This is a genomic window from Hydrotalea sp. AMD (genome assembly GCF_004100315.1).
Lineage (GTDB): Bacteria > Bacteroidota > Bacteroidia > Chitinophagales > Chitinophagaceae > Hydrotalea > Hydrotalea flava.
Window position 1 is genome coordinate 1 of record NZ_SCKY01000017.1, and the last position, 20282, is coordinate 20282.

The following is a 20282-nucleotide window of genomic DNA, read 5'->3' on the forward strand; positions in this document are numbered from 1 at the left end:
GTTCTGTAAATGCGATGCATGATAGTTTTATGCCGCTTGCCGGCATGTGTACCATGTTGGGAATGATGGTAAATGCTTTTTATGGGGGTATTGGCGTAGGCTTTTTAAACTTTTATATTTTCATGATACTGGCTGTATTTATCAGTGGATTAATGGTAGGCAGAACACCCGAACTGATGGGTAAAAAAATTGAAGCAAAAGAAATGAAAATAGCGATGATTATTGCTTTGATTCATCCATTTTTAATATTATCGGGTACAGCCATTGCTGCTTATTTATATGCGCATCATCCTGCTGAATATGCGGGCTGGCTTTCTAATCCGGGTTTTCATGGCTTTAGCGAAATGTTATATGAATTTACTTCTGCCAGTGCCAATAACGGTAGCGAATTTGCAGGGCTTGGAGCCAATACTCCCTGGTGGAATATTTCGGATGGCATTGTAATGCTGTTATCGAGGTATTTGCCCATCATTGGGCCGGTAGCTATTGCCGGTTTACTGGCACAAAAAAAATATATTCCTGAAAGTGCCGGTACGTTAAAAACCGATACGGTTACCTTCGGCTTAATGGTAATGGCCGTTATTATAATTGTTGCAGCTTTATCATTTTTTCCATCTTTGGCTTTAGGGCCTGTTGCTGAATATTTTTCCTTTCATTAAAAATATATTCAAATGAATCATATTGCATCTAAACAATTTTTAAATAAAGCATTATTGGCCGGTGCATTAAAGCAGTCATTCCTGAAATTAAATCCTGCTACCATGATTTTAAATCCGGTCATGTTTACCGTTTGGGTAGGAACCGTAGTAATGGGAGGAGTATGTATCTGGATTGCCGGCGGAGCGAATGGTCAGGGAAGTTTAACTTACAATTTGGTAATTACATTATTACTGTTCATTACTTTGCTGTTTGCCAATTTTGCCGAAGCCATAGCCGAGGCAAGGGGTAAAGCACAAGCCAACAGTTTGCGGAAAACAAGGGAAGACACACCCGCCAAATTAATATTGCCGGTAGGCGAAATGTATGTGAATGAAATGATTGTTGTTCCGGCTTCCAAATTAAAAAAAGGGGATATTTTTATATGTGAAACAGATGATATTATTCCTGCCGATGGGGAAATAGTAGAAGGCCTGGCAACCATTGATGAAAGTGCTATTACCGGTGAAAGTGCACCTGTAATTAGAGAAGCGGGTGGCGATAAAAGCAGCGTTACAGGCGGAACAAAAGTGCTTAGCGATACAATTAAAGTAAAGGTAACCAGTGAACCGGGCGAAAGTTTTTTAGATAAAATGATTGCTTTAGTGGAAGGTGCTTCACGCCAAAAAACACCCAACGAGATTGCATTAACCATTTTATTGGCAGGTTTTACACTGGTTTTTATCATTGTTACAGTTACTTTAAAATCATTTGCAGATTATGCGCATACACCTATTACCATTGCCGCTTTTATTGCCTTATTTGTTTGCCTGATACCTACTACCATTGGTGGGTTGTTATCAGCAATAGGAATTGCAGGGATGAATCGTGCATTGAAAGCCAATGTAATTACCAAAAGCGGCAAAGCAGTAGAAACTGCCGGCGATATTGATGTGTTACTATTAGATAAAACAGGTACCATTACCATTGGAAACAGAAAAGCAACTCAATTTTATCCGGCCACAAATGTTGACCCCGATTATTTTAAGAAACTGGTTGTAATGAGTTCGGTTTCCGATCAAACGCCCGAAGGAAAATCGATTATTGAATTAGCCGCATTAGATACTGCGATGATGCAACTCAACAACCCACGTTTCATTCCATTTACTGCAGAAACCAGATGTTCGGGTATTGATATAGATGATATGCGTATCAGAAAAGGTGCAGCAGATGCTATCCGAAAAATTTGTGAAAATGCAGGAAATACATTTCCTGAATATGTACATGCAACTGTTCAATCCATTTCAAGTAAAGGTGGTACACCATTGGTGGTTGCTGAAAATGAGAAAGTAATGGGGGTTATAGAATTGCAGGATATTATTAAAACAGGTATTAAAGAAAGGTTTGAGCGTTTACGGAAGATGGGTATTAAAACAGTTATGGTTACCGGCGATAATCCGTTAACAGCCAGGTTTATAGCTGAAAAAGCAGGTGTGGATGATTTTATTGCTGAAGCAAAGCCGGAAGATAAAATGAATTATATAAAAATAGAACAGGCTTCAGGAAGGCTGGTTGCAATGATGGGAGATGGCACCAACGATGCACCGGCATTGGCTCAGGCAGATGTAGGGGTAGCTATGAACAGTGGAACACAGGCAGCCAAAGAAGCCGGTAATATGGTAGATCTCGATAATGACCCTACAAAATTGATTGAAGTAGTTGAAATTGGAAAACAATTATTAATGACACGCGGCACTTTAACAACCTTTAGTATTGCAAACGACGTTGCAAAATACTTTGCAATTGTGCCCGCATTGTTCATTACCTATATACCTGCCCTACAGGGAATGAATATCATGCATTTGCATAGCCCGCAGAGCGCTATTCTTTCTGCAGTTATTTTTAATGCCATTATTATACCGCTGCTCATTCCACTGGCATTGCGCGGTGTAGCCTATAAACCTATTGGTGCTAGCGCACTGCTGCGGCGTAATTTACTGATATACGGACTGGGGGGAATTATTGTTCCTTTTGTGGGCATTAAAATCATTGATATTGTTGTTGCAAATTTTATATAAACATTTTATGAAATACTATTTATTACCTGCCATTCGTTTAACATTGGTTTGCTTGCTGCTTTTTTCTGTAATGTATACTGCATTAGTATGGTGCGTTGCTCAGATTACGCCTGATAAAGGAGAGGCTGCAGTATGGATGGTGCATGGAAAAAAAATGTACCGGAATATCGGACAAAAATTTTCAGATGATAAATATTTTTGGTCAAGACCTTCTGCTGTTAATTATAATGCAGCAGCAGCAGCAGGTGCAAGTAATAAAGGGCCCAATAATCCGGATTATTTGCTTTCGGTACAACAACATGTTGATTCATTCCAAGTCCATCATCCCGGTGTTCCAGCATCGGCTATACCGTCTGATTTGGTTACCGCAAGTGGTAGCGGCTTAGATCCTCATATTGCTGTGCAATCTGCTATGATACAGGTAAACAGAATTGCCCAAATAAGACATATTCCTAAAACTATTATTGAATCATTGGTGCGGCAGCATACCGATAAACCCTTGTTAGGAATTTTTGGACCCGAATCTGTGAATGTATTGGCGCTTAACATTGCTTTAGATTCCTTGACAAACCATTAAAGAGATACATCAGCTATGCATGCAAGAATGTAAAATGAACTGGTACATGAAGAAAATTATGTTTCTATCCGTTTATATAATTACAGGTTATGCCCATGCCCAAAACGATTCATTGAATCAAAAGCTACAACTTAGTGGCTATTTGGATGTATATTATGCTTATGATTTTGTAAATCCGCCTAACCATAACAGACCTGCTTTTTTATATAGCTACAACCAACACAATGAGGTAAATTTGAATCTTGGATTTTTAAAAGCTGCTATTACTGAAAATAAGGTAAGGGCAAATCTTGCTTTTGCTACAGGAACTTATATGAATGCCAATCTTTCAACAGAAAATGGAGTATTTAAAAATATTTTTGAAGCTAATATAGGCATAAAGCTATCCCGCAAAAAGGATATTTGGGCAGATGCCGGTATTTTTGCTTCACATATCGGTTTTGAAAGTGCTATTGGAAAAGATTGTTGGACACTCTCCAGAAGTATTTTGGCGGAGAATACACCCTATTATGAAAGTGGTGTAAGGGTAGCATATACTACACCCAACCAAAAATGGTATATGGCTCTATTATTGTTGAACGGCTGGCAAAATATAAGCAGAATCAATGGCAATAATACACCTGCTTTTGGCCATCAAATTACATTTAAACCCACATCAAATATTACCCTCAACAGTAGTTCATTTATAGGCAATATACTTCCTGACAGCATTCGTGCAATGCGTTATTTTCATAATTTGTATGGTATATTTCAGCTAACACAACAATGGGGTATTACAGCAGGCTTTGATATAGGTTTTCAACAAAAATCAACCGGAAGTCATGCCTTCAATCATTGGTATTCTTACGTATGTATTGCACAATGGAAACCATCTCCAAAAAATGTATGGGCTGCAAGAATAGAATATTATGCAGATCCTGATAATGTTATTATTCCTGCAAATTTTCAAAATGGTTTTAAAACATTTGGATATTCCATTAATTATGATAGAGCTATTAGTTCAAAACTTTTATGGAGAATAGAGGCAAGAGATTTTTATGCCGCTGAAACCTATTTCGAAAATAATAATATACCTGTTCATAACAATTTTGCAATGACCACTTCTATTTCAATTGTATTATAATGCCGGGCAAAGAAGAAACAGTACAACATTTTTTAGACTTGATTAAAAAGTCGAAACGCGGTAAATTTAAAATTTACATTGGCATGAGTGCAGGTGTAGGAAAAACATACCGGATGTTACAGGAAGCACATGCCCTGTTAAAAAATGGTATCGATATAAAAATTGGTTATATAGAAACACACCAACGTAAGGAAACGGAAGCATTGTTAGTAGGGCTTCCACAAATACCCCGACGAAAATTATTTTACAAAGGAAAGGAGTTAGAAGAGTTAGATGTTGCTGCCATTATGCAGTTAAGACCTGAAGTAGTAATTATAGACGAACTGGCCCATACCAATATTGAGGGAAGCAAAAATGAAAAAAGATGGCAGGATGTTTTAGATATTTTAGATGCAGGAATTAGTGTAATTAGTGCTGTAAATATTCAACACATTGAAAGCCTGAATGAAGAAGTAAAAAAAATTACTGGTATTGAAGTAAAAGAACGAATACCCGATAGTGTGCTGAATCTGGCAGATGAAGTAGTTAACATTGATCTTACAGCCGATGAATTGATTAGCCGATTAAAAGAAGGTAAAATTTATACATCAGATAAAATAGCCGCAGCACTGAAAAATTTTTTTCAGAGTGAACATATTTTGCAATTAAGAGAATTGGCATTGAAAGAGGTAGCTTCGCAGGTTGAAAGAAAAGTTGAAACAGAAGTTATAAAAAGCAATGCACTAAAACATGAACGATTTTTAGCCTGTATCAGTTCTAATGAGCATACTGCTAAAACGGTTATTCGCAAAACAGCACGATTGGCCAATTATTATAATTCAAAATGGTATGTATTATATGTGCAAACGCCAAAAGAAAGTCCGGAACGCATACCATTAGATAAACAGCGACACTTAATCAACAATTTTAAAATAGCTACTGAATTAGGGGCAGAAATCATAAAAGTATCTAATAACAATATTGCTAAAACAATTATTGAACAATCTGAAGAACGTTTTATTACCACCATTTGTATTGGCAAACCCCATCTCAGTTTGTTTCGTTTAATACTGGTTACCAATGTTTTTAATGAATTATTAAAAAAATTATCTTCCAGCAAAATAGATCTGGTTATATTGAGTTAAAGCATTCATTATTCCAAAAAAGTAATGACAACAAATTAAACAACATGAAATGAGCCATAATAAAAGCTGCATACCAATCGGGAAAATGATTGAGTTATTTTTCAAGTAGCTAAAATCAAACTATAACAGATGAAAACGAAGGTGAAATTGTCAATTGGAATAGGATTGTTATTTGGAATGATAATTCTGCTTACTGCTTTGAGTATTTTCTACATCAATAAATTGTCTTCCGATTCAAAAAATATTCTCGTTGCCAACTACAATACAATTGATTATTCCAGGAATATGGAAATTGCATTAAATAATGGTATAGAACAAAAAGATAATCTTAAACTTTTTTTAAATAGCCTGCAACATCAACAACATAATATTACAGAAATTGGCGAGGATGAATTAACCAGTCATTTAACCTCTCATTTTCAACAGTTAATGGCAAATCCAAAAGATTCAGGTTTATTAAAGCAAATTAGAAATGATATTACCGATATTATGCTGTTAAATATGCAAGCCATTCAACGCAAAAGCAATATTGCTAATTTAACCGCTCAAAAATCTGTATTCTGGATAACTTTAGCAGGTACTATTTGTTTTTTAGCAGCATTTGTAATGTTTGTTAATTTGCCGGGCAGCATTGCCAATCCTATCCGTGAATTAACCGATAGTATTAAACAGATTGCAGCACAAAATTATTCACAAAGGGTTCATTTTTCGGGGCATGATGAATTTGCAGAGCTGGCATCATCATTTAATACTATGGCAGAAAAATTAGAGGAATATCAGCTTAGTAATATCGATAAACTGATGATGGCCAAAAAACGAATTGAAACACTCATTGATAATTTGGAAGATCCGATTATTGGTTTAGATGAGCAAAAAAGAATTTTATTTATGAATAATACGGCTTTACAAATAACCGGGTTAAAGAATACAGATGTAATGGGAAAACCGGTTCAGGATATAGCTGTTAAAAATGACCTGATTAGAAATCTGGTACATGAGATGTTTGTAGAAACAAAGAATGAAAGTATTAAGAAACAACCTATAAAAATATATGCTAATAATAAAGAAAGTTACTTCGAAAAAGAAATTATACCCATCAGAATTATTCCAACCGGAGAAACTGAAGAAAAATTGATAGGTAATGTAATTCTGCTGCAAAATATTACCCCTTATAAAGAGTTAGATTTTGCAAAAACAAATTTTATTGCAACCATTTCACATGAATTGAAAACGCCTTTATCCTCCATACAATTGAGTGTTGAGTTACTTGGTAAAAAACAACTCGGAACTTTAAATGAAGAACAAATAAGCCTTGTTGAAAGTATAAAAGAGGATGCCACAAGATTACTAAAAATAACCGGTGAGTTGTTAAATTTATCGCAATTAGAGAGTGGGGCAATTGAGCTTTCTGTTGCTCCATGTACTCCTTATGAAATTGTACAATATGCTATTGAAGCCAATCAAAAAATGGCATCACAGAAAAATATTCATTTAAACATTCATTTACCCGAAAATTTACCTGAGGTAATGGCTGATAAAGACAGAACAGCATGGGTATTGTCGAACCTCATTTCTAATGCCATTAGGTATTCTTACGATAACTCAATTGTTGAAATTAAGGTACAGCAAATCAACAATAATTTTCAGTTTTCGGTACAAGATTTTGGTATTGGTATTGCACCGCAATACATCAATAAAATTTTTGATCGCTATTTTCGTATACCCGGCAATAGAAATGAAGGAACCGGTTTAGGGCTTAGTATATGTAAAGAATTTATGGAAGCACAGGGTGGCAGCATTCATGTTATCAGTGATTTTGGCTCTGGAAGTACCTTTTGGTTTATACTACCTGTCGTAAATACAAATATTTAAAAAATTGCACCTATTATTTGAACTTAGAAATTTATACAAAATAAAAAGACCGCCTCAAATAGTTTTGAGACGGCCTCTATTGAAATAATATACGGTACCGTTATTATTATTGATTGGCTGTGGTTTCTTTCAGCATTTCTTTTACTGCTGCCGCCAACTGATCATCTGTTCCAAACAATACATCATTGTACGGATTATCTACATCAATATCCGGATTGATTTGCAGGTTTTCTGTTGGGCGCCCTTCTTTACCAATGGTAGCAATCATGGGTATGCCAAAAACAATGGTAGGGTCTATTTGTGTTTCCCACCAAACGGCAGTACCGGTGCCGGGTACCGGTTTGCCAATCAATTTACCAATACCATTGGCGCGGTAAGCATAGGGAAATAAAAATGCATCGCTATAATTGCTTTCGCTCATTAACACACAACTGGGTTTCGTCCATTTGCCTGCGGGTTCACCACCTTCTGCTTTAAAGCCATATGGTGCAAAGCTGAGGTATTGTTTCCCTTTCAAGAAAGTAACCAAATCATCATGCAGCCAGCCTCCGCCATTAAAACGGGTATCTACAATCAGTGCTTTTTTGTTGTAGTTTTTCCCCATAACCTTATCAAAAAACTCTCTGTAACTCGCATCGTTCATACCTTGTATGTGTACATAACCTATTTGTCCGTTACTCAGTTTGTTAACCATTTCAGACATGGTGTTGGTCCAGCGTTTGTATAATAGTGTATTTTCTTCACTAACGGTAATGGGTTTAACAGTCTCTTCCCAAGTGGTTTTAGTAGCAGGATTATACACCTGCAACAAAACATTTTTACCTGCTTTTCTGTTTAAAAAAATATTCCAGTCGTTGGTATCGGTAATATTTTCACCGTCAATAGCCATGATTATATCGCCTGCTTTTATTTTGCTGGAGGCTTTATCAACAGGTCCGCCTTTTATCACTTCTGTAATTTCTAATCCATTGCCGCCTTTCATTTCATTATAAAATAAACCTAATGAGGCGGTATTGTCGCCATCGGGGTTGCGGGGTGTATAACGGCCACCCGTATGCGAGGCATTTAGTTCGCCCAATAATTCGCTTAACAATTCCTGGAAGTCGTAGTTGTTATTGATGTGGGGTAGAAAACGGGCATAATCTGTTTTGTACATTGCCCAGTTAACGCCATGTAATTTGGGGTCGTAAAATTTCTTTTCTACCTGGCGCCAGGCATGTTGAAATATATAGGCACGTTCACCGGCAGTATTTAAAATCATTTCGCCGTTAATAGTAACGGGGGTTACCTTGCCGTCTTCTACATCTACTTTCATCAACTTACCGCCGCCTAAAACAAATAATTGTTTACCATCTTTGCTCAATTCCATATTACCCCCACTGCTTAATTTGGTAAGCAGCTTCATTTCTTTTGTACGGGTATCCATTTGCCATAAATTGGCGCCTTGCTCAAATCGGGCTAATAAAAACAATTTGCTGCCATCGGCCGATAATTTATAATCATCCAAATTCATGGAAGCATTGGTAAGCCTTACTTTCTGATGATCTATGTTGCTAAAATCCAATACTATGTTTTCTTTCTTTTTAATGGTATCCTTGTTTTCTTTTTCTTTTAATAAGGCTGCATCTTCTTTATTCAGTTGAAATTGATCATAAGCTGCTTTGTTAAAGAATAAAGCATAAACATCAGCTTCTTTAGGCCCCTGTATAGCCAATGAGCGCTTACCTTCTTTATCAGAGGTAAAGAGCAAGGCTTTACCGCCCATTGCCCATTGCTGGCGGTTATTACTAAAACCACTTTGGGTAACATCGGTGCCGGTGGCATCAGTGCCATCTGCTTTAAATACCAATATAGCACCGCCGCTTAAACCAAAAACACCTTTACTGCTTCTAACGGCTATCCATTTGCTATCCGGGCTCCATTCATATCGTTGATCGCCATCGCTGTAAGAAAAATTTTGGCCTGCCGGTAAAATAGTGGTACTTGTTTTGGTGGCTATATCAAATACCCGCAGTATATTCCGTTCTTCTAAATAAGCAATTTTTTTACCATCCGGCGAGGGCATGGGTTGAAATTCTTCCTTCTCGGTAGCAATTATCGGCTCTTCTTTAATTAAAGTAGCAGCATAAAAATAAGGCTCATCTTTACGGGCAATGGTCGCTTTTAAAATATCCCAGCTGTTACCCCTTTCTGCTGCATAATATAAACTTCTTCCATCGGGTGCAAATGCCACCATTCTTTCCTGTTGTGGTGTATTGGTAATGCGTTTGGTATAACTACCATCGGTACTGGTTACAAATACTTCGCCCCTAAATACAAACGCAATTTCCTTACCGTTAGGCGATACACTCATTTCAGTGGCGCCACCATTAATGGTTACATTTTTTTCAACATTGCCCCTGGTATCTGCGTTAATGATGATGTTTACTTTTTCCGGTTTACCATCCGGCTTCAGCGTATATATTTCACCATTCCAGGAAAAACAAAGGGTGTTGTTGTTAGAGCGGGAAAGATGTCTGACCGGATAATCTTTAAAATCGGTCAATTGCTGTTCTGCTATTTTTAATTGCAAAGGCATTTTATAAATATTCTGTGTACCGTTTTTCTCGCTTAGATAATACACATATTGGTTGTCGGCTGAAAAAACAGGCTCTCTGTCTTCGCCAATAAAACTCGTTAATTTTCTATAATTTTTTGTTTGGAAGTTGTACAACCAAATATCACGCGTTACGCTACTGGTTTGGTGTTTACGCCAGGGGTCTTCATACCCTTTTCTATCCTGGAACACAATTTCTTTTCCATCATTGCTGTAATGCACGTCTTCAGTGCCGGCAGTATTTAAAAGAATGTTTCTGCCGCCGCTTACTGGCACATCATACAATTTTAAGAACAACGCTTTTTGTGGAAAACGAACAGATGTATTCAAATCATTTCGGCTACTTCCAAAAATCACTTTGGTATTGTCGGGCGAAAAATCCCATGGAAAATCATTGGCTGAGTTAAAAGTGATGCGTTTTGCTTCGCCGCCATTCGCAGGCATTACAAACACATCAAAATTTCCATAACGGTCAGAGGCAAAGGCAATACTTTTTCCATCATGACTCCAAACCGGCATTTCTTCCTGCGATTCATTTAGTGTTAACGGGATGGCAGTGCCACCGGTGGCAGGTACACTGTATAAATCGCCTTTATAACCAAATACAATGGTATTGCCGTCAGGGCTAATAGCCGGGTAACGTAACCACAAGGGTGGATTGTTTTGCGAAGAACCTATAATGCTGTAACCTAACAGCATCATGAAAAAGATAAATTTCTGCATGGCATTTAGTTTTATTTTTATCAGAGCATTAAAGATAATCACGCAAAATGGATAGCCTTACAGATTTTTATGAACGGATACAGCCGCTACAAACCAGCTTTGCTTCCATAGTGCCTTTTCAGGCGTTTTCCGACAAATTATTAGCAATGGATTTTACAGCAAAAAATGATATTTGGCGCAAAGAAGTAGTGGAAAATGTGGCTTTGTTTGCAACAACCGTGAATGGTGTTTTGCGGCAGGCAAAAGCAAAATATGGTATTGGCGGCTATTTGGAACACCGCAATATTTATGCCCGTAGCTCAGTGTTTGATGGTACTGCACCCCGCCGTATTCATTTAGGAATAGATATTTGGGGAAGAGAAGGTACACCCGTAATGGCACCCTTAGCCGGCACAGTACATAGTTTTGCTTTCAATAGAGCCTATGGCGATTATGGTGCTACCATTATATTAACGCACCATATTCATGAACTACAATTTTATAGTTTGTATGGCCATTTGGCTTTAAAAAGTTTGAGCCGTGTTTCAGAAGGGCAACTGATAAAGCAAGGAGAAAATTTTGCCTGGTTGGGTGTTCCGGAAGAAAATGGTTATTGGCCACCGCATCTTCATTTTCAGTTAATGTTAGATATGGAAGATTATAAAGGTGATTACCCTGGTGTTTGTGCAGCCAATCAACTGCACCACTATGCCCAAAATTGCCCCAATCCAGATGTAATTTTACAAATGCAGCGTTATGCTGTGGTTGATTTTTAATTTCTTCTGTTTAAATTTGCGAAAAAACCATTACATGTCACATCAAATACACCAGGAAGAAGATACTAAAAAATTTACCCTCACCATTTTTTTATCATTTGCAGTTGTTTTCTGTTTTTTGGTACTCATGGCACAATGTAAAGGCCCATATCATCCGCCAACAACACATGCAAATACAGAACATGCAGCATCGCATGAATAATCAGGTATAACACCATGCAAAGCAGGCAGGTATTGAAGAAGAATAAACTATTCAAATTGGTCTTTTAAAAACATATCCAGCAGCTTTATCAGGAATGGATATTGTTGTGGCAAGAATTTTTCTGTTTGCTTAATGATAGCATGTTCTGTTTGCACAAAAGGGGCATTGATGAGTTCATGTTTGCCATGTTGTAACATTTGCAATAAAAGATGCATTTCTATTTCAGGATGAAATTGTAATGCCAATACTTGGTTTTGATAAATGAAACCCTGCTGTGTACAGGCATCTGAATGAAAAAGCGAAACTGCATTAGCCGGAAGGTCAAACGTATCGCCATGCCAATGAAAGCCATGAAAAGCTTGTGGCAATAGTTGTGCTAATGGATGTGGATTGGAAGAATAAATAGGCCACCAGCCAATTTCCTGTTGAACATGCGCATACACGCCGGCACCTAAAACGGAAGCAATGAGCTGACTGCCCAGGCAAATGCCCAGCACTTTCTTTGCAGCGTGGATGGCTTGTTCAATACAGGTTTTTTCGGCAGTCATCCATTTAAACTTTTTTTCCTGATATATACCCATAGGGCCACCCATTACAATCAGCATATCATATTGATCTGGCTCAGGGAAGGGTTCTTCATTGAACACACGGGTTATATGAATTTGATGCCCCATATTTTTAGCCCATTGCAGTAAACTGCCCGGATTTTCAAAAGAAACATGCTGTATGAAATGAACTCGCATAACTTCGTAGCTATTGTTTTTGTAGTTTTACCCATGCATATTCCGGCAAAAAAGCTTCACTGAAGCCATAATGCAGATGATATGCTCAGAAAATATTTACTTTATAAAATTATTGCATCACACACACAATGTCAAATCCTAATTTAGATAGTAGCAAAGAACAGTTAAACCAGCCCGATAAGGAGTTTGAAAATACCATACGGCCCAATGAGCTGGATGACTTTTCGGGGCAACCGCAGTTGATAGAAAATTTGATTATCTTTATTAAAGCGGCAAAAATTCGCGGAGAGGCATTGGATCATATACTTTTTCATGGCCCCCCAGGGTTGGGTAAAACCACTTTAAGCAGAATTGTAGCCAACGAACTGGGCGTAAACATCCGTGAAACCAGTGGTCCGGTTATTGAAAAACCCGGCGATTTGGCCGGCTTATTAACCAATCTGGAACCCAATGATGTTTTGTTTATTGATGAAATACACCGGTTAAGTACTGTGGTAGAAGAATACTTGTATGCGGCCATGGAAGATTTCAGGATTGATATTATGATTGATAGTGGCCCCAATGCAAGAAGCATACAACTCAACATCAACCCCTTTACGTTGGTGGGTGCCACTACCCGCAGTGGTTTATTAACGGCACCCTTGCTTTCCCGTTTTGGTATAAAATCGCGGTTGGAATATTATAATGCAGCTACGCTTCAAAAAATTATACAACGCAGTGCTGTTATATTGCATGTGCCTGTTTCGGAAGAAGCTGCTGCTGAAATAGCCCGGCGCAGCCGGGGAACCCCACGTATTGCCAATGGTTTATTGCGCAGGGTACGCGATTTTGCCCAGGTATTGAATGACGGAATGATTGATATTGGCATTACACAACATGCATTAAAAGCATTGAATGTAGATGAGTATGGTTTAGATGATATGGATAATCGGATTTTGTTAACCATCATTGAAAAATTTAAAGGCGGGCCGGTAGGTATTACTACTATTGCAACCGCTGTTGGTGAGGAATCGGGTACCATTGAAGAAGTATATGAACCTTTTTTAATACAGGAAGGTTTTTTGCAACGAACACCAAGGGGCAGAGAGGTAACTGCCAAAGCTTACCAACATTTAGGCAAACATAAGCCCAAGGGTACACAGCCCGGTTTATTTAACGAATAAGCATAAAAAATGCCACTTCATTCAAGCGAGTGGCATTTTTGCATAAAAATCGAATATGCTTTTGGCATTATGGCGCTACCAATCTGAAACCATTGCCATGAATGTTTACAATTTCAATATTGGTATCATCTTTTAGGTACTTACGCAGTTTGGCTATGTATACATCCATGCTTCTGCCATTGAAATAGGTATCGCTGCCCCAAATTTTCTTCAAAGCCCTTTCACGAGGCAATAAATCATTTTTATGCTCTGCCAGCATTTTTAATAATTCGTTTTCTTTGGGTGAAAGCGTATGGGTTTGACCGTTATGCGATAACTCTCTCAGTTTTGGATTGAAATGATAAGAGCCTAAATCAAATTCTATATTATCGCTAATGCGGTTTTCTTCTTCATTCCTTTTTAAAATGGCTTTTATTTTCAGTAGCAGTACTTCGCTGTCAAAAGGCTTGGTAATATAATCATCGGCACCTAAACGATAGCCCTGCACTACATCTTCTTTCATGGTTTTGGCACTTAAAAAGAAGAGAGGTATATCGGGGTCAACATCACGAATTTCTTCAGCTAGCGTAAACCCATCTACGTTAGGCATCATTACATCTAACAGGCAAATATCAAATTTTTCCCGCTGAAAAGCGGCTAAGCCTAATCGGCCATCTCTTTCCAATACCACTTCATAATCATTCAGTTCCAAATAATTTTTAAGTACCATACCCAGATTGGTATCGTCTTCGCAGAGCAAAATTTTGTATTTCTTTTTTTCTTCCATAACCATTCTTATTTTTAAGTATTCAAATAAAGTTCATTACAGCAATAATTAACTTGATTGCCGGCGCAATCTTTTGTTAAAAAGCTGCTTTCATTCTGCTAAAGATATTACTATTTTTGTGGTTGTTACACAAGAATTTTTCAAAACCCGTTAACAGTTGCTACTTTAGCTTGTTTTTAAGTGAAGAAAATTAGTGTATATGATGATAACGCAGGACAACAAATTGAAAAAGCTCATTATTATTGGCGACAGGGTTTTAATTAAACCTTCTAAACCGAATGAACAAACCTCCAGCGGATTGTATTTACCCCCCGGTGTACAGGAAAAAGAAAAAGTACAACAAGGTTATATCATTAAAACAGGACCGGGTTATGCCATTCCGCTACCTGTTGAAAACGAACCCTGGAAAACAGAGGAAGAACAGGTAAAATACATTCCTTTACAGGCACGTGAAGGTGATTTGGCTTTATTTTTATTAAATGGTGCCACTGAATTAATCTATGAAGGCGAAAAATATTTTATAGTTCCGCAGCATGCCATTTTAATGCTGGAAAGGGAAGAGGATTTATAAATGGCAGGTTGCAGTGCAATTTAGTCTTTAAGTTATTTGGCTGCCTTTGCAAATTTTAGAAAAACCGGAATCATTGCAGATGCAACCGGAAGGGAAACAGCATCATTGGCTGAAATTTTAAAAAACACTTTGGGCCGGGAGTGGTAATTATTTTTTAGTTACACCATTTTGTGCATCTATTGTAATGTATGCGGCATCCAATAAACTTTGCAGTACTTCATGAAATTGTTTTTCCATTTCATTTGGGAACAGGGCTTTTAAGTTAGCCAACGCAATCCCATGTTGTGGGATTGCATTCATGATTTCCCGTTCAATTTTTTTAAAGTCTTTTGTACTTAAATGTTGGTGATTGGTTCGTAAACAATTATCGCAAATGCCACACCGTTGATTGGATTCATCTGAAAAATATCGGGCAATTATATTGCTGCGGCAGTTTTTGGTTTCTTTTGCGTAGGCTATGATGGATTGAATACGTTGGCTGTACTGTTGTTTTCTGGCATGGTATTGTTCATAATTGATGTGTAGGGAAGCAGCCGGTGCCCGGTTCAATAACATAAAAATTTGTGGGGTATCTTTCTGTGGCAAATATTCTATGATGCCATACTGTTGCAACTGATGCAGATGTTCGGTTACTGTATCATAACTGATGCGTGCAATTTTGGCAATTTGCCTTTCATAAATAGAAACACGGTTATCTAATATTCCCTGATAGGTTCTCAACAATGTTTGCGTTATTTTTTCTAATGCAGGAAAGTTTTTCTGAAATTCAAATAATACCTCTTTGTCTACTTTAAACCCTGCCTGCGATGGTGCAAATACCGATTCATTGAATAATAAATGCCCCTCCTGTTCCAATACTTTTAAAACATTAAATACTGTAGCGGCATCTAATTTAAAATACTGTACAAAATTTTCTATATCAAAATCATAATAGTTGCCCTGCCCAATACCAACCGGTATTTGCAGATAATCGGCTAGTCCCTGATAAATTTTCCGAATGATTTCAACCGGAGGGAAACGTTTTTCAGGTAGTTGAACTAATTGCTGTAAATCGTCGGGATGATATAACAAAACAGCATAGGCTTTTTGGTTATCGCGGCCTGCCCTGCCTGCCTCCTGATAATAGTTTTCAATGCAGTCGGGGATGTTGTAATGAATAACCGTTCTTACATCCGGTTTGTCAATACCCATTCCAAAGGCATTGGTACAAACCATAATGCGTGTTTTATTTTGAATCCAGTTGAATTGCTTTTGGTTTCTTTCTTCTTTAGATAATCCCGCATGATAAAAATCGGCTGAAAAGCCCTGTAATTGTAACAAATGTGCTACATCTTTGGTCTGCTTTCGGGTACTGCAATACACAATACTGCTACCGGGTACCTTCTGCAGAATTTCAATAACTTTATTGATTTTACTATCTGTTTCATATGCAGTATACGAAAGTGCAGGTCTGGTAAAGGATTGTTTAAATACAGCTGTTTGCACTAATTGTAGTTGCTGAATAATATCTTGTTGCACCGGTAAAGTAGCAGATGCGGTTAATGCAATAAATGGTACTGCATTAATGTAATGCTTCAGTTTTGCAATTTGCAGATAGGATGGCCTGAAATCATACCCCCATTGTGAAATGCAATGCGCTTCATCTATTACTACAACACCAATAGGTAAATCGGGTAAAAAAAGAAGAAAGAGTTTATTTTGTAAACGCTCCGGCGATACATATAAAAAAGAAAATTTACCATCTACTGCTTTTTCTAAAAGTAATTGTATTTCAAAATAGCTAAGGCCGCTTTCAATGGTAGTAGCGGCGATGCCCAATTGATTGAGTCTGGCTACCTGATCGTTCATCAATGCAATTAATGGCGAAATTACAAGCGCCATACCCCCTTTCATTAATGTGGGTACCTGAAAGCAAATTGATTTACCACCACCGGTAGGTAATAAAGCCAGTGTATCTTTTCCTGCCAGTACCGATTCAATAATAGGCAGTTGCAATCCCCTAAAATCAGAATAACCCCAATACTGTTGCAATACTTCTCTTGGTGTTATGGGCTTTGATTTCATTATTGGGCGGTGCTTTAATACATCTGTTCATAAAAAACTGTATAAAAATAACATGGAACTGCAAATTATTCGCTGAAATTTACCGGATAAATATAAAAATTGAAATATGCAGGTTTAGGAAAATCATTTTACCTTATTGTTTTGATTTGCAATACTTCCATCATTGATAAATGTGTTTATAAATATTGAACTATGATTTACTTACGGTATCGCCTTGTTGTAATGGTATTTTTGTTCATGGGTTTTCAACTGCTATTGCAGGCTCAAAAGCCTGTTTTTAAAGTTGTTCCATTAGGTGTAAAGGGTGGATTGGATGAAAGTAACTTATCAGCCTATTTAATTGCGGTGAATGGGACCAGCCGGTATATTGCTTTAGATGCCGGCACCATTGATGCCGGCATTCAAAAAGCCATTCAAAAAAAATTATGGAAGGGTACTACCTCAACTGCTGTTTTGCAGGATTCAATTAAAGGTTATTGCATTTCACATGGGCATTTAGACCATGTGGCCGGTTTAATTATCAATGCTCCCAACGACAGTAAAAAAAATATTTATGCCATGCCTTATTGTTTACAGGTATTAGAACAAAACTATTTTACCTGGCAAAGCTGGGCCAATTTTGGGGATGCAGGAACGCTGCCATTTTTAAATAAATACCATTATGTGCCCCTCGCAACGGGACGGGAGGTACCGCTTGAAGGAACAGACATGATGGTAACACCCTTTGTTTTAAGCCACGGATCTAATTATAAAAGTACGGCATTTTTAGTCAGGTATCAATCTGGTTACCTGCTTTATTTGGGTGATACTGGGGCCGATACCATTGAACATAGCCATGATTTATTACAATTATGGCAATGCATAGCACCCTTTGTGCAGCAAAAAAAATTAAAAGCCATTTTTATAGAAGTTTCTTATCCGAATGAGCAGCCGGAGAATCAGTTATTCGGTCATCTTACCCCAAAATTATTATTGGATGAAATGCATGTACTGGTCAATTTAACAGGAATAAATGCTGTGCAGGGATTACCTATTGTAATTACACATATGAAACCTTCGGGCAATAATGAAGCTATTATTCAACGGCAGTTGTTGCAAAACAATGCTTTGCAATTGCAATTTATATTTGCCCAACAGGCAGTACCATTGTTTTTTTAAAAGAGGGTTATACTACTTTTTTGTAATTTAAACGAACACTGTTAATGGCTAATACCACATCACTTAATCCCATGGCTAATGCACCCAGGGCAGGGTTTAAATAACCAAATGCTGCAATAGGTATGGCAATGATGTTGTAGAAAAAGGCCCAAAACAAATTTTCACGAATGGTTTGGTAAGTGTGTTTACCCAAGCCTAATGCCAGCGGCAGGTGTGTAAGTCCGTGATTCATTAAAACTACCTGTGCACTTTGCATGGCAATATGCGAAGCATCGCTGAGCGAAATACCTACTGTTGCTTTTGCTAATGCAGGAGCATCATTAATACCATCGCCAATCATAGCAGTAGGTGCCTGGGTGGTGAGCCGGGCAATGGTTTGCAATTTTTGTTCAGGAGTTTGTTCACTAAATACAGTATCTATTCCTGCCACTTTGGCCATCTTCTCACAATTAGCCTTTGAATCACCACTTAATAAAATTGTTTTGATGTTTTTTTGATGGAGTTGTTGAATTACCTGCACTGCTTCAGGGCGAATGGTATCTTCAATATCTAACCAACCCAATAGTTCATTATTTTTGGTAATATATACATTGTGTGCATTATCGGTAGTTAAACCGGATACCTGCTTGTATGCAGTTGCCATGTAAACATTTCCTGCTTTATCAATGCCCTTCATTCCCAAACCTTTTATTTCTTCAACAGAACTAAAGTGAATGAGTACAACCGGTTTCCATTCTTTTACAATCGCTTTTGCAATGGGGTGGGCTGCATATTTTTCTAAAGAAGCTACTATACTTTGAAAAGTATCTGTATCAATGGTTGTTTCAAATTTTGTGATAGAAAAATGCCCGGTGGTAAGCGTGCCGGTTTTATCAAATACTACCTGTTTAATGTCTTTAAATACTTCCAAACTTCTGGCATTTTTAAATAGTATGCCATTTTTTGCAGCACGGCCCAAACCTACGGCAATAGCTGCCGGAGTAGCCAATCCCATAGCGCAAGGGCAGGAGATCACTAAAACGGCAATACCCCTTAGTAAACTGTTACCAAAACCAATATTCGTAAAAAAATAATTGCCAGTTAGGGTAAGCACTGCAATACTAATAACGGTGGGTACGAATATGGCGCTGATTTTATCGGCCAATTGCTGTACTGGTGGTTTTTCAGCCTGTGCCTGTTTTACTAAATTTAAAATATTGCTTAATACAGTATCTTTTCCTACTGCAGTTACCTGCGCTTTAACAGTGCCACTTTCCAAAGTGCTGCCACCAATCAGCAGGTCTTTCATTGTTTTCTGTACCGGAATACTTTCACCGGTTAACAGTGATTCATTTACTTTTGCTTCACCCCATAAAATTTTACAATCCATGGGTACAGATTCTCCAGAATTAATCAAAATTAAATCGCCTACTCTTAATGACTCGCTTTCTACCTGAAATATTTGCTCTTGATGCTGGTCATCAAAAGCAATCATATTTGCTTTGGTTTTTTGCGTTACTGCTAAACTGCGAATGGCTTTTTGCGTAGTTTCAACAGATTTATCTTCTAACCAGTTGCCCAAAAAAACTAAGGTTATAATGGCTGCAGTTGTTTCAAAAAACATAAAATCGGCAGCACGGCCAATGAGCATACCGTATAAACTGTAAATAAAAGCAGCAGTGGCACCTAAGGCAATCAGAACGTTCATGTTGGGTATACCATTGCGCAAGCTTTTAATGGCACTTTTTCCAAAAAATTTTATGCCCACCCAATATACAGGCAGGGTAAGGGCTAACTGTACATAGGGATTCATTAAAAAATGGCTGTGCACAAACATATCCAACATGAGTGGCAGGGTAAAAACAGCGCAGAATAAAAAGCGCTGACCATGATTGGTGAACCGTAAATTCCAACGGGTAGTGGCTTTACTTTCAGCAGGAATCGTTTCGTTTTTTACATGATATCCTAAACTTTCAATGCCTTTCAGCAGAATGGTTTTTTTGGTGGTATCATTCAAGTCAAAATTTACCTCGCCACCAATAAAATTTACTTTCACATTATCAACCCCTTTTTCTTCCAAATATTTATGAATGGTGAGAGCACAATTGGTGCAACTCATACCTTCTACTTTCCACGATACATTCTCCATACT

16 protein-coding genes are annotated in these 20282 nt (G+C 37.7%); 11 read left to right on the forward strand and 5 right to left on the reverse strand.

Annotation, left to right across the window (positions count from 1 at the left end; genetic code table 11):
• The 6 genes from EO766_RS12915 to EO766_RS12940 all read left to right on the forward strand — a co-directional run.
• Positions 1 to 659: potassium-transporting ATPase subunit KdpA (locus tag EO766_RS12915; protein ID WP_287101272.1), on the forward strand; the 659-nt coding region annotated here is incomplete at its 5' end.
• A gap of 12 nt (positions 660 to 671) precedes the next feature.
• Positions 672 to 2714 (forward strand): potassium-transporting ATPase subunit KdpB, encoded by a 2043-nt coding sequence (gene kdpB / locus EO766_RS12920; RefSeq protein WP_074421055.1) that lies wholly within the window; start codon positions 672 to 674, stop codon positions 2712 to 2714.
• Positions 2715 to 2721: 7 nt separating this feature from the next.
• Positions 2722 to 3291 carry a potassium-transporting ATPase subunit C gene (locus EO766_RS12925; protein ID WP_074417501.1) on the forward strand — a complete coding sequence of 190 codons (570 nt, stop codon included), beginning with the start codon at positions 2722 to 2724 and terminating at the stop codon, positions 3289 to 3291.
• Between the two features lie 46 nt (positions 3292 to 3337).
• Complete coding sequence (locus EO766_RS12930) at positions 3338 to 4414, forward strand: porin (RefSeq protein ID WP_176712963.1); 1077 nt, start codon at positions 3338 to 3340, stop codon at positions 4412 to 4414.
• Positions 4414 to 5538 (forward strand): histidine kinase, encoded by a 1125-nt coding sequence (locus tag EO766_RS12935; protein ID WP_074420583.1) that lies wholly within the window; start codon positions 4414 to 4416, stop codon positions 5536 to 5538. The genes EO766_RS12930 and EO766_RS12935 overlap by 1 nt, the downstream gene beginning before the upstream one ends.
• Positions 5539 to 5667: 129 nt before the next feature.
• Entirely contained in the window at positions 5668 to 7410 is a 1743-nt protein-coding gene (locus tag EO766_RS12940; RefSeq protein ID WP_074419816.1) for an ATP-binding protein, read from the forward strand.
• Positions 7411 to 7516: 106 nt separating this feature from the next.
• On the opposite strand, the gene EO766_RS12945 is transcribed toward EO766_RS12940, so the two are convergent.
• Positions 7517 to 10729: a S41 family peptidase gene (locus tag EO766_RS12945; protein ID WP_074419817.1), complete on the reverse strand. Its 3213-nt coding sequence runs from the start codon at positions 10727 to 10729 to the stop codon at positions 7517 to 7519.
• A 47-nt stretch (positions 10730 to 10776) separates the two neighbouring features.
• Here EO766_RS12945 and EO766_RS12950 point away from each other — a divergent pair, with 47 nt between their 5' ends.
• A complete protein-coding gene (locus tag EO766_RS12950; RefSeq protein WP_074417487.1) occupies positions 10777 to 11484 on the forward strand; it encodes a peptidoglycan DD-metalloendopeptidase family protein in 708 nt (235 codons plus the stop codon).
• 34 nt (positions 11485 to 11518) lie between these two features.
• Entirely contained in the window at positions 11519 to 11686 is a 168-nt protein-coding gene (locus EO766_RS12955) for a hypothetical protein (RefSeq protein WP_176712962.1), read from the forward strand.
• A 47-nt stretch (positions 11687 to 11733) separates the two neighbouring features.
• Here the strand turns inward: EO766_RS12955 and EO766_RS12960 are convergent, their stop codons facing one another.
• The gene (locus EO766_RS12960; protein ID WP_074419818.1) at positions 11734 to 12429 is read right to left on the reverse strand and encodes a type 1 glutamine amidotransferase; all 696 of its coding nucleotides are present in this window, start codon (positions 12427 to 12429) and stop codon (positions 11734 to 11736) included.
• Between the two features lie 128 nt (positions 12430 to 12557).
• Here EO766_RS12960 and ruvB point away from each other — a divergent pair, with 128 nt between their 5' ends.
• Positions 12558 to 13592: a Holliday junction branch migration DNA helicase RuvB gene (ruvB, locus tag EO766_RS12965; RefSeq protein WP_074417485.1), complete on the forward strand. Its 1035-nt coding sequence runs from the start codon at positions 12558 to 12560 to the stop codon at positions 13590 to 13592.
• Positions 13593 to 13659: 67 nt separating this feature from the next.
• Here ruvB and EO766_RS12970 read toward each other — a convergent pair whose 3' ends face one another.
• Positions 13660 to 14358 (reverse strand): response regulator transcription factor, encoded by a 699-nt coding sequence (locus EO766_RS12970; protein WP_074419819.1) that lies wholly within the window; start codon positions 14356 to 14358, stop codon positions 13660 to 13662.
• A gap of 199 nt (positions 14359 to 14557) precedes the next feature.
• Here EO766_RS12970 and EO766_RS12975 point away from each other — a divergent pair, with 199 nt between their 5' ends.
• Positions 14558 to 14929: a co-chaperone GroES gene (locus EO766_RS12975; protein ID WP_074419820.1), complete on the forward strand. Its 372-nt coding sequence runs from the start codon at positions 14558 to 14560 to the stop codon at positions 14927 to 14929.
• Positions 14930 to 15076: 147 nt separating this feature from the next.
• Here the strand turns inward: EO766_RS12975 and EO766_RS12980 are convergent, their stop codons facing one another.
• Entirely contained in the window at positions 15077 to 16993 is a 1917-nt protein-coding gene (locus EO766_RS12980; RefSeq protein WP_074419821.1) for a RecQ family ATP-dependent DNA helicase, read from the reverse strand.
• Positions 16994 to 17185: 192 nt separating this feature from the next.
• On the opposite strand from EO766_RS12980, the gene EO766_RS12985 reads away from it, so the two are divergent.
• Positions 17186 to 18151, forward strand: a complete 966-nt coding sequence (locus EO766_RS12985; protein ID WP_074419822.1) for an MBL fold metallo-hydrolase — start codon at positions 17186 to 17188, stop codon at positions 18149 to 18151.
• A gap of 7 nt (positions 18152 to 18158) precedes the next feature.
• Here EO766_RS12985 and EO766_RS12990 read toward each other — a convergent pair whose 3' ends face one another.
• Positions 18159 to 20279 (reverse strand): heavy metal translocating P-type ATPase, encoded by a 2121-nt coding sequence (locus EO766_RS12990; protein ID WP_074419823.1) that lies wholly within the window; start codon positions 20277 to 20279, stop codon positions 18159 to 18161.
• Positions 20280 to 20282: the final 3 nt, after the last annotated feature.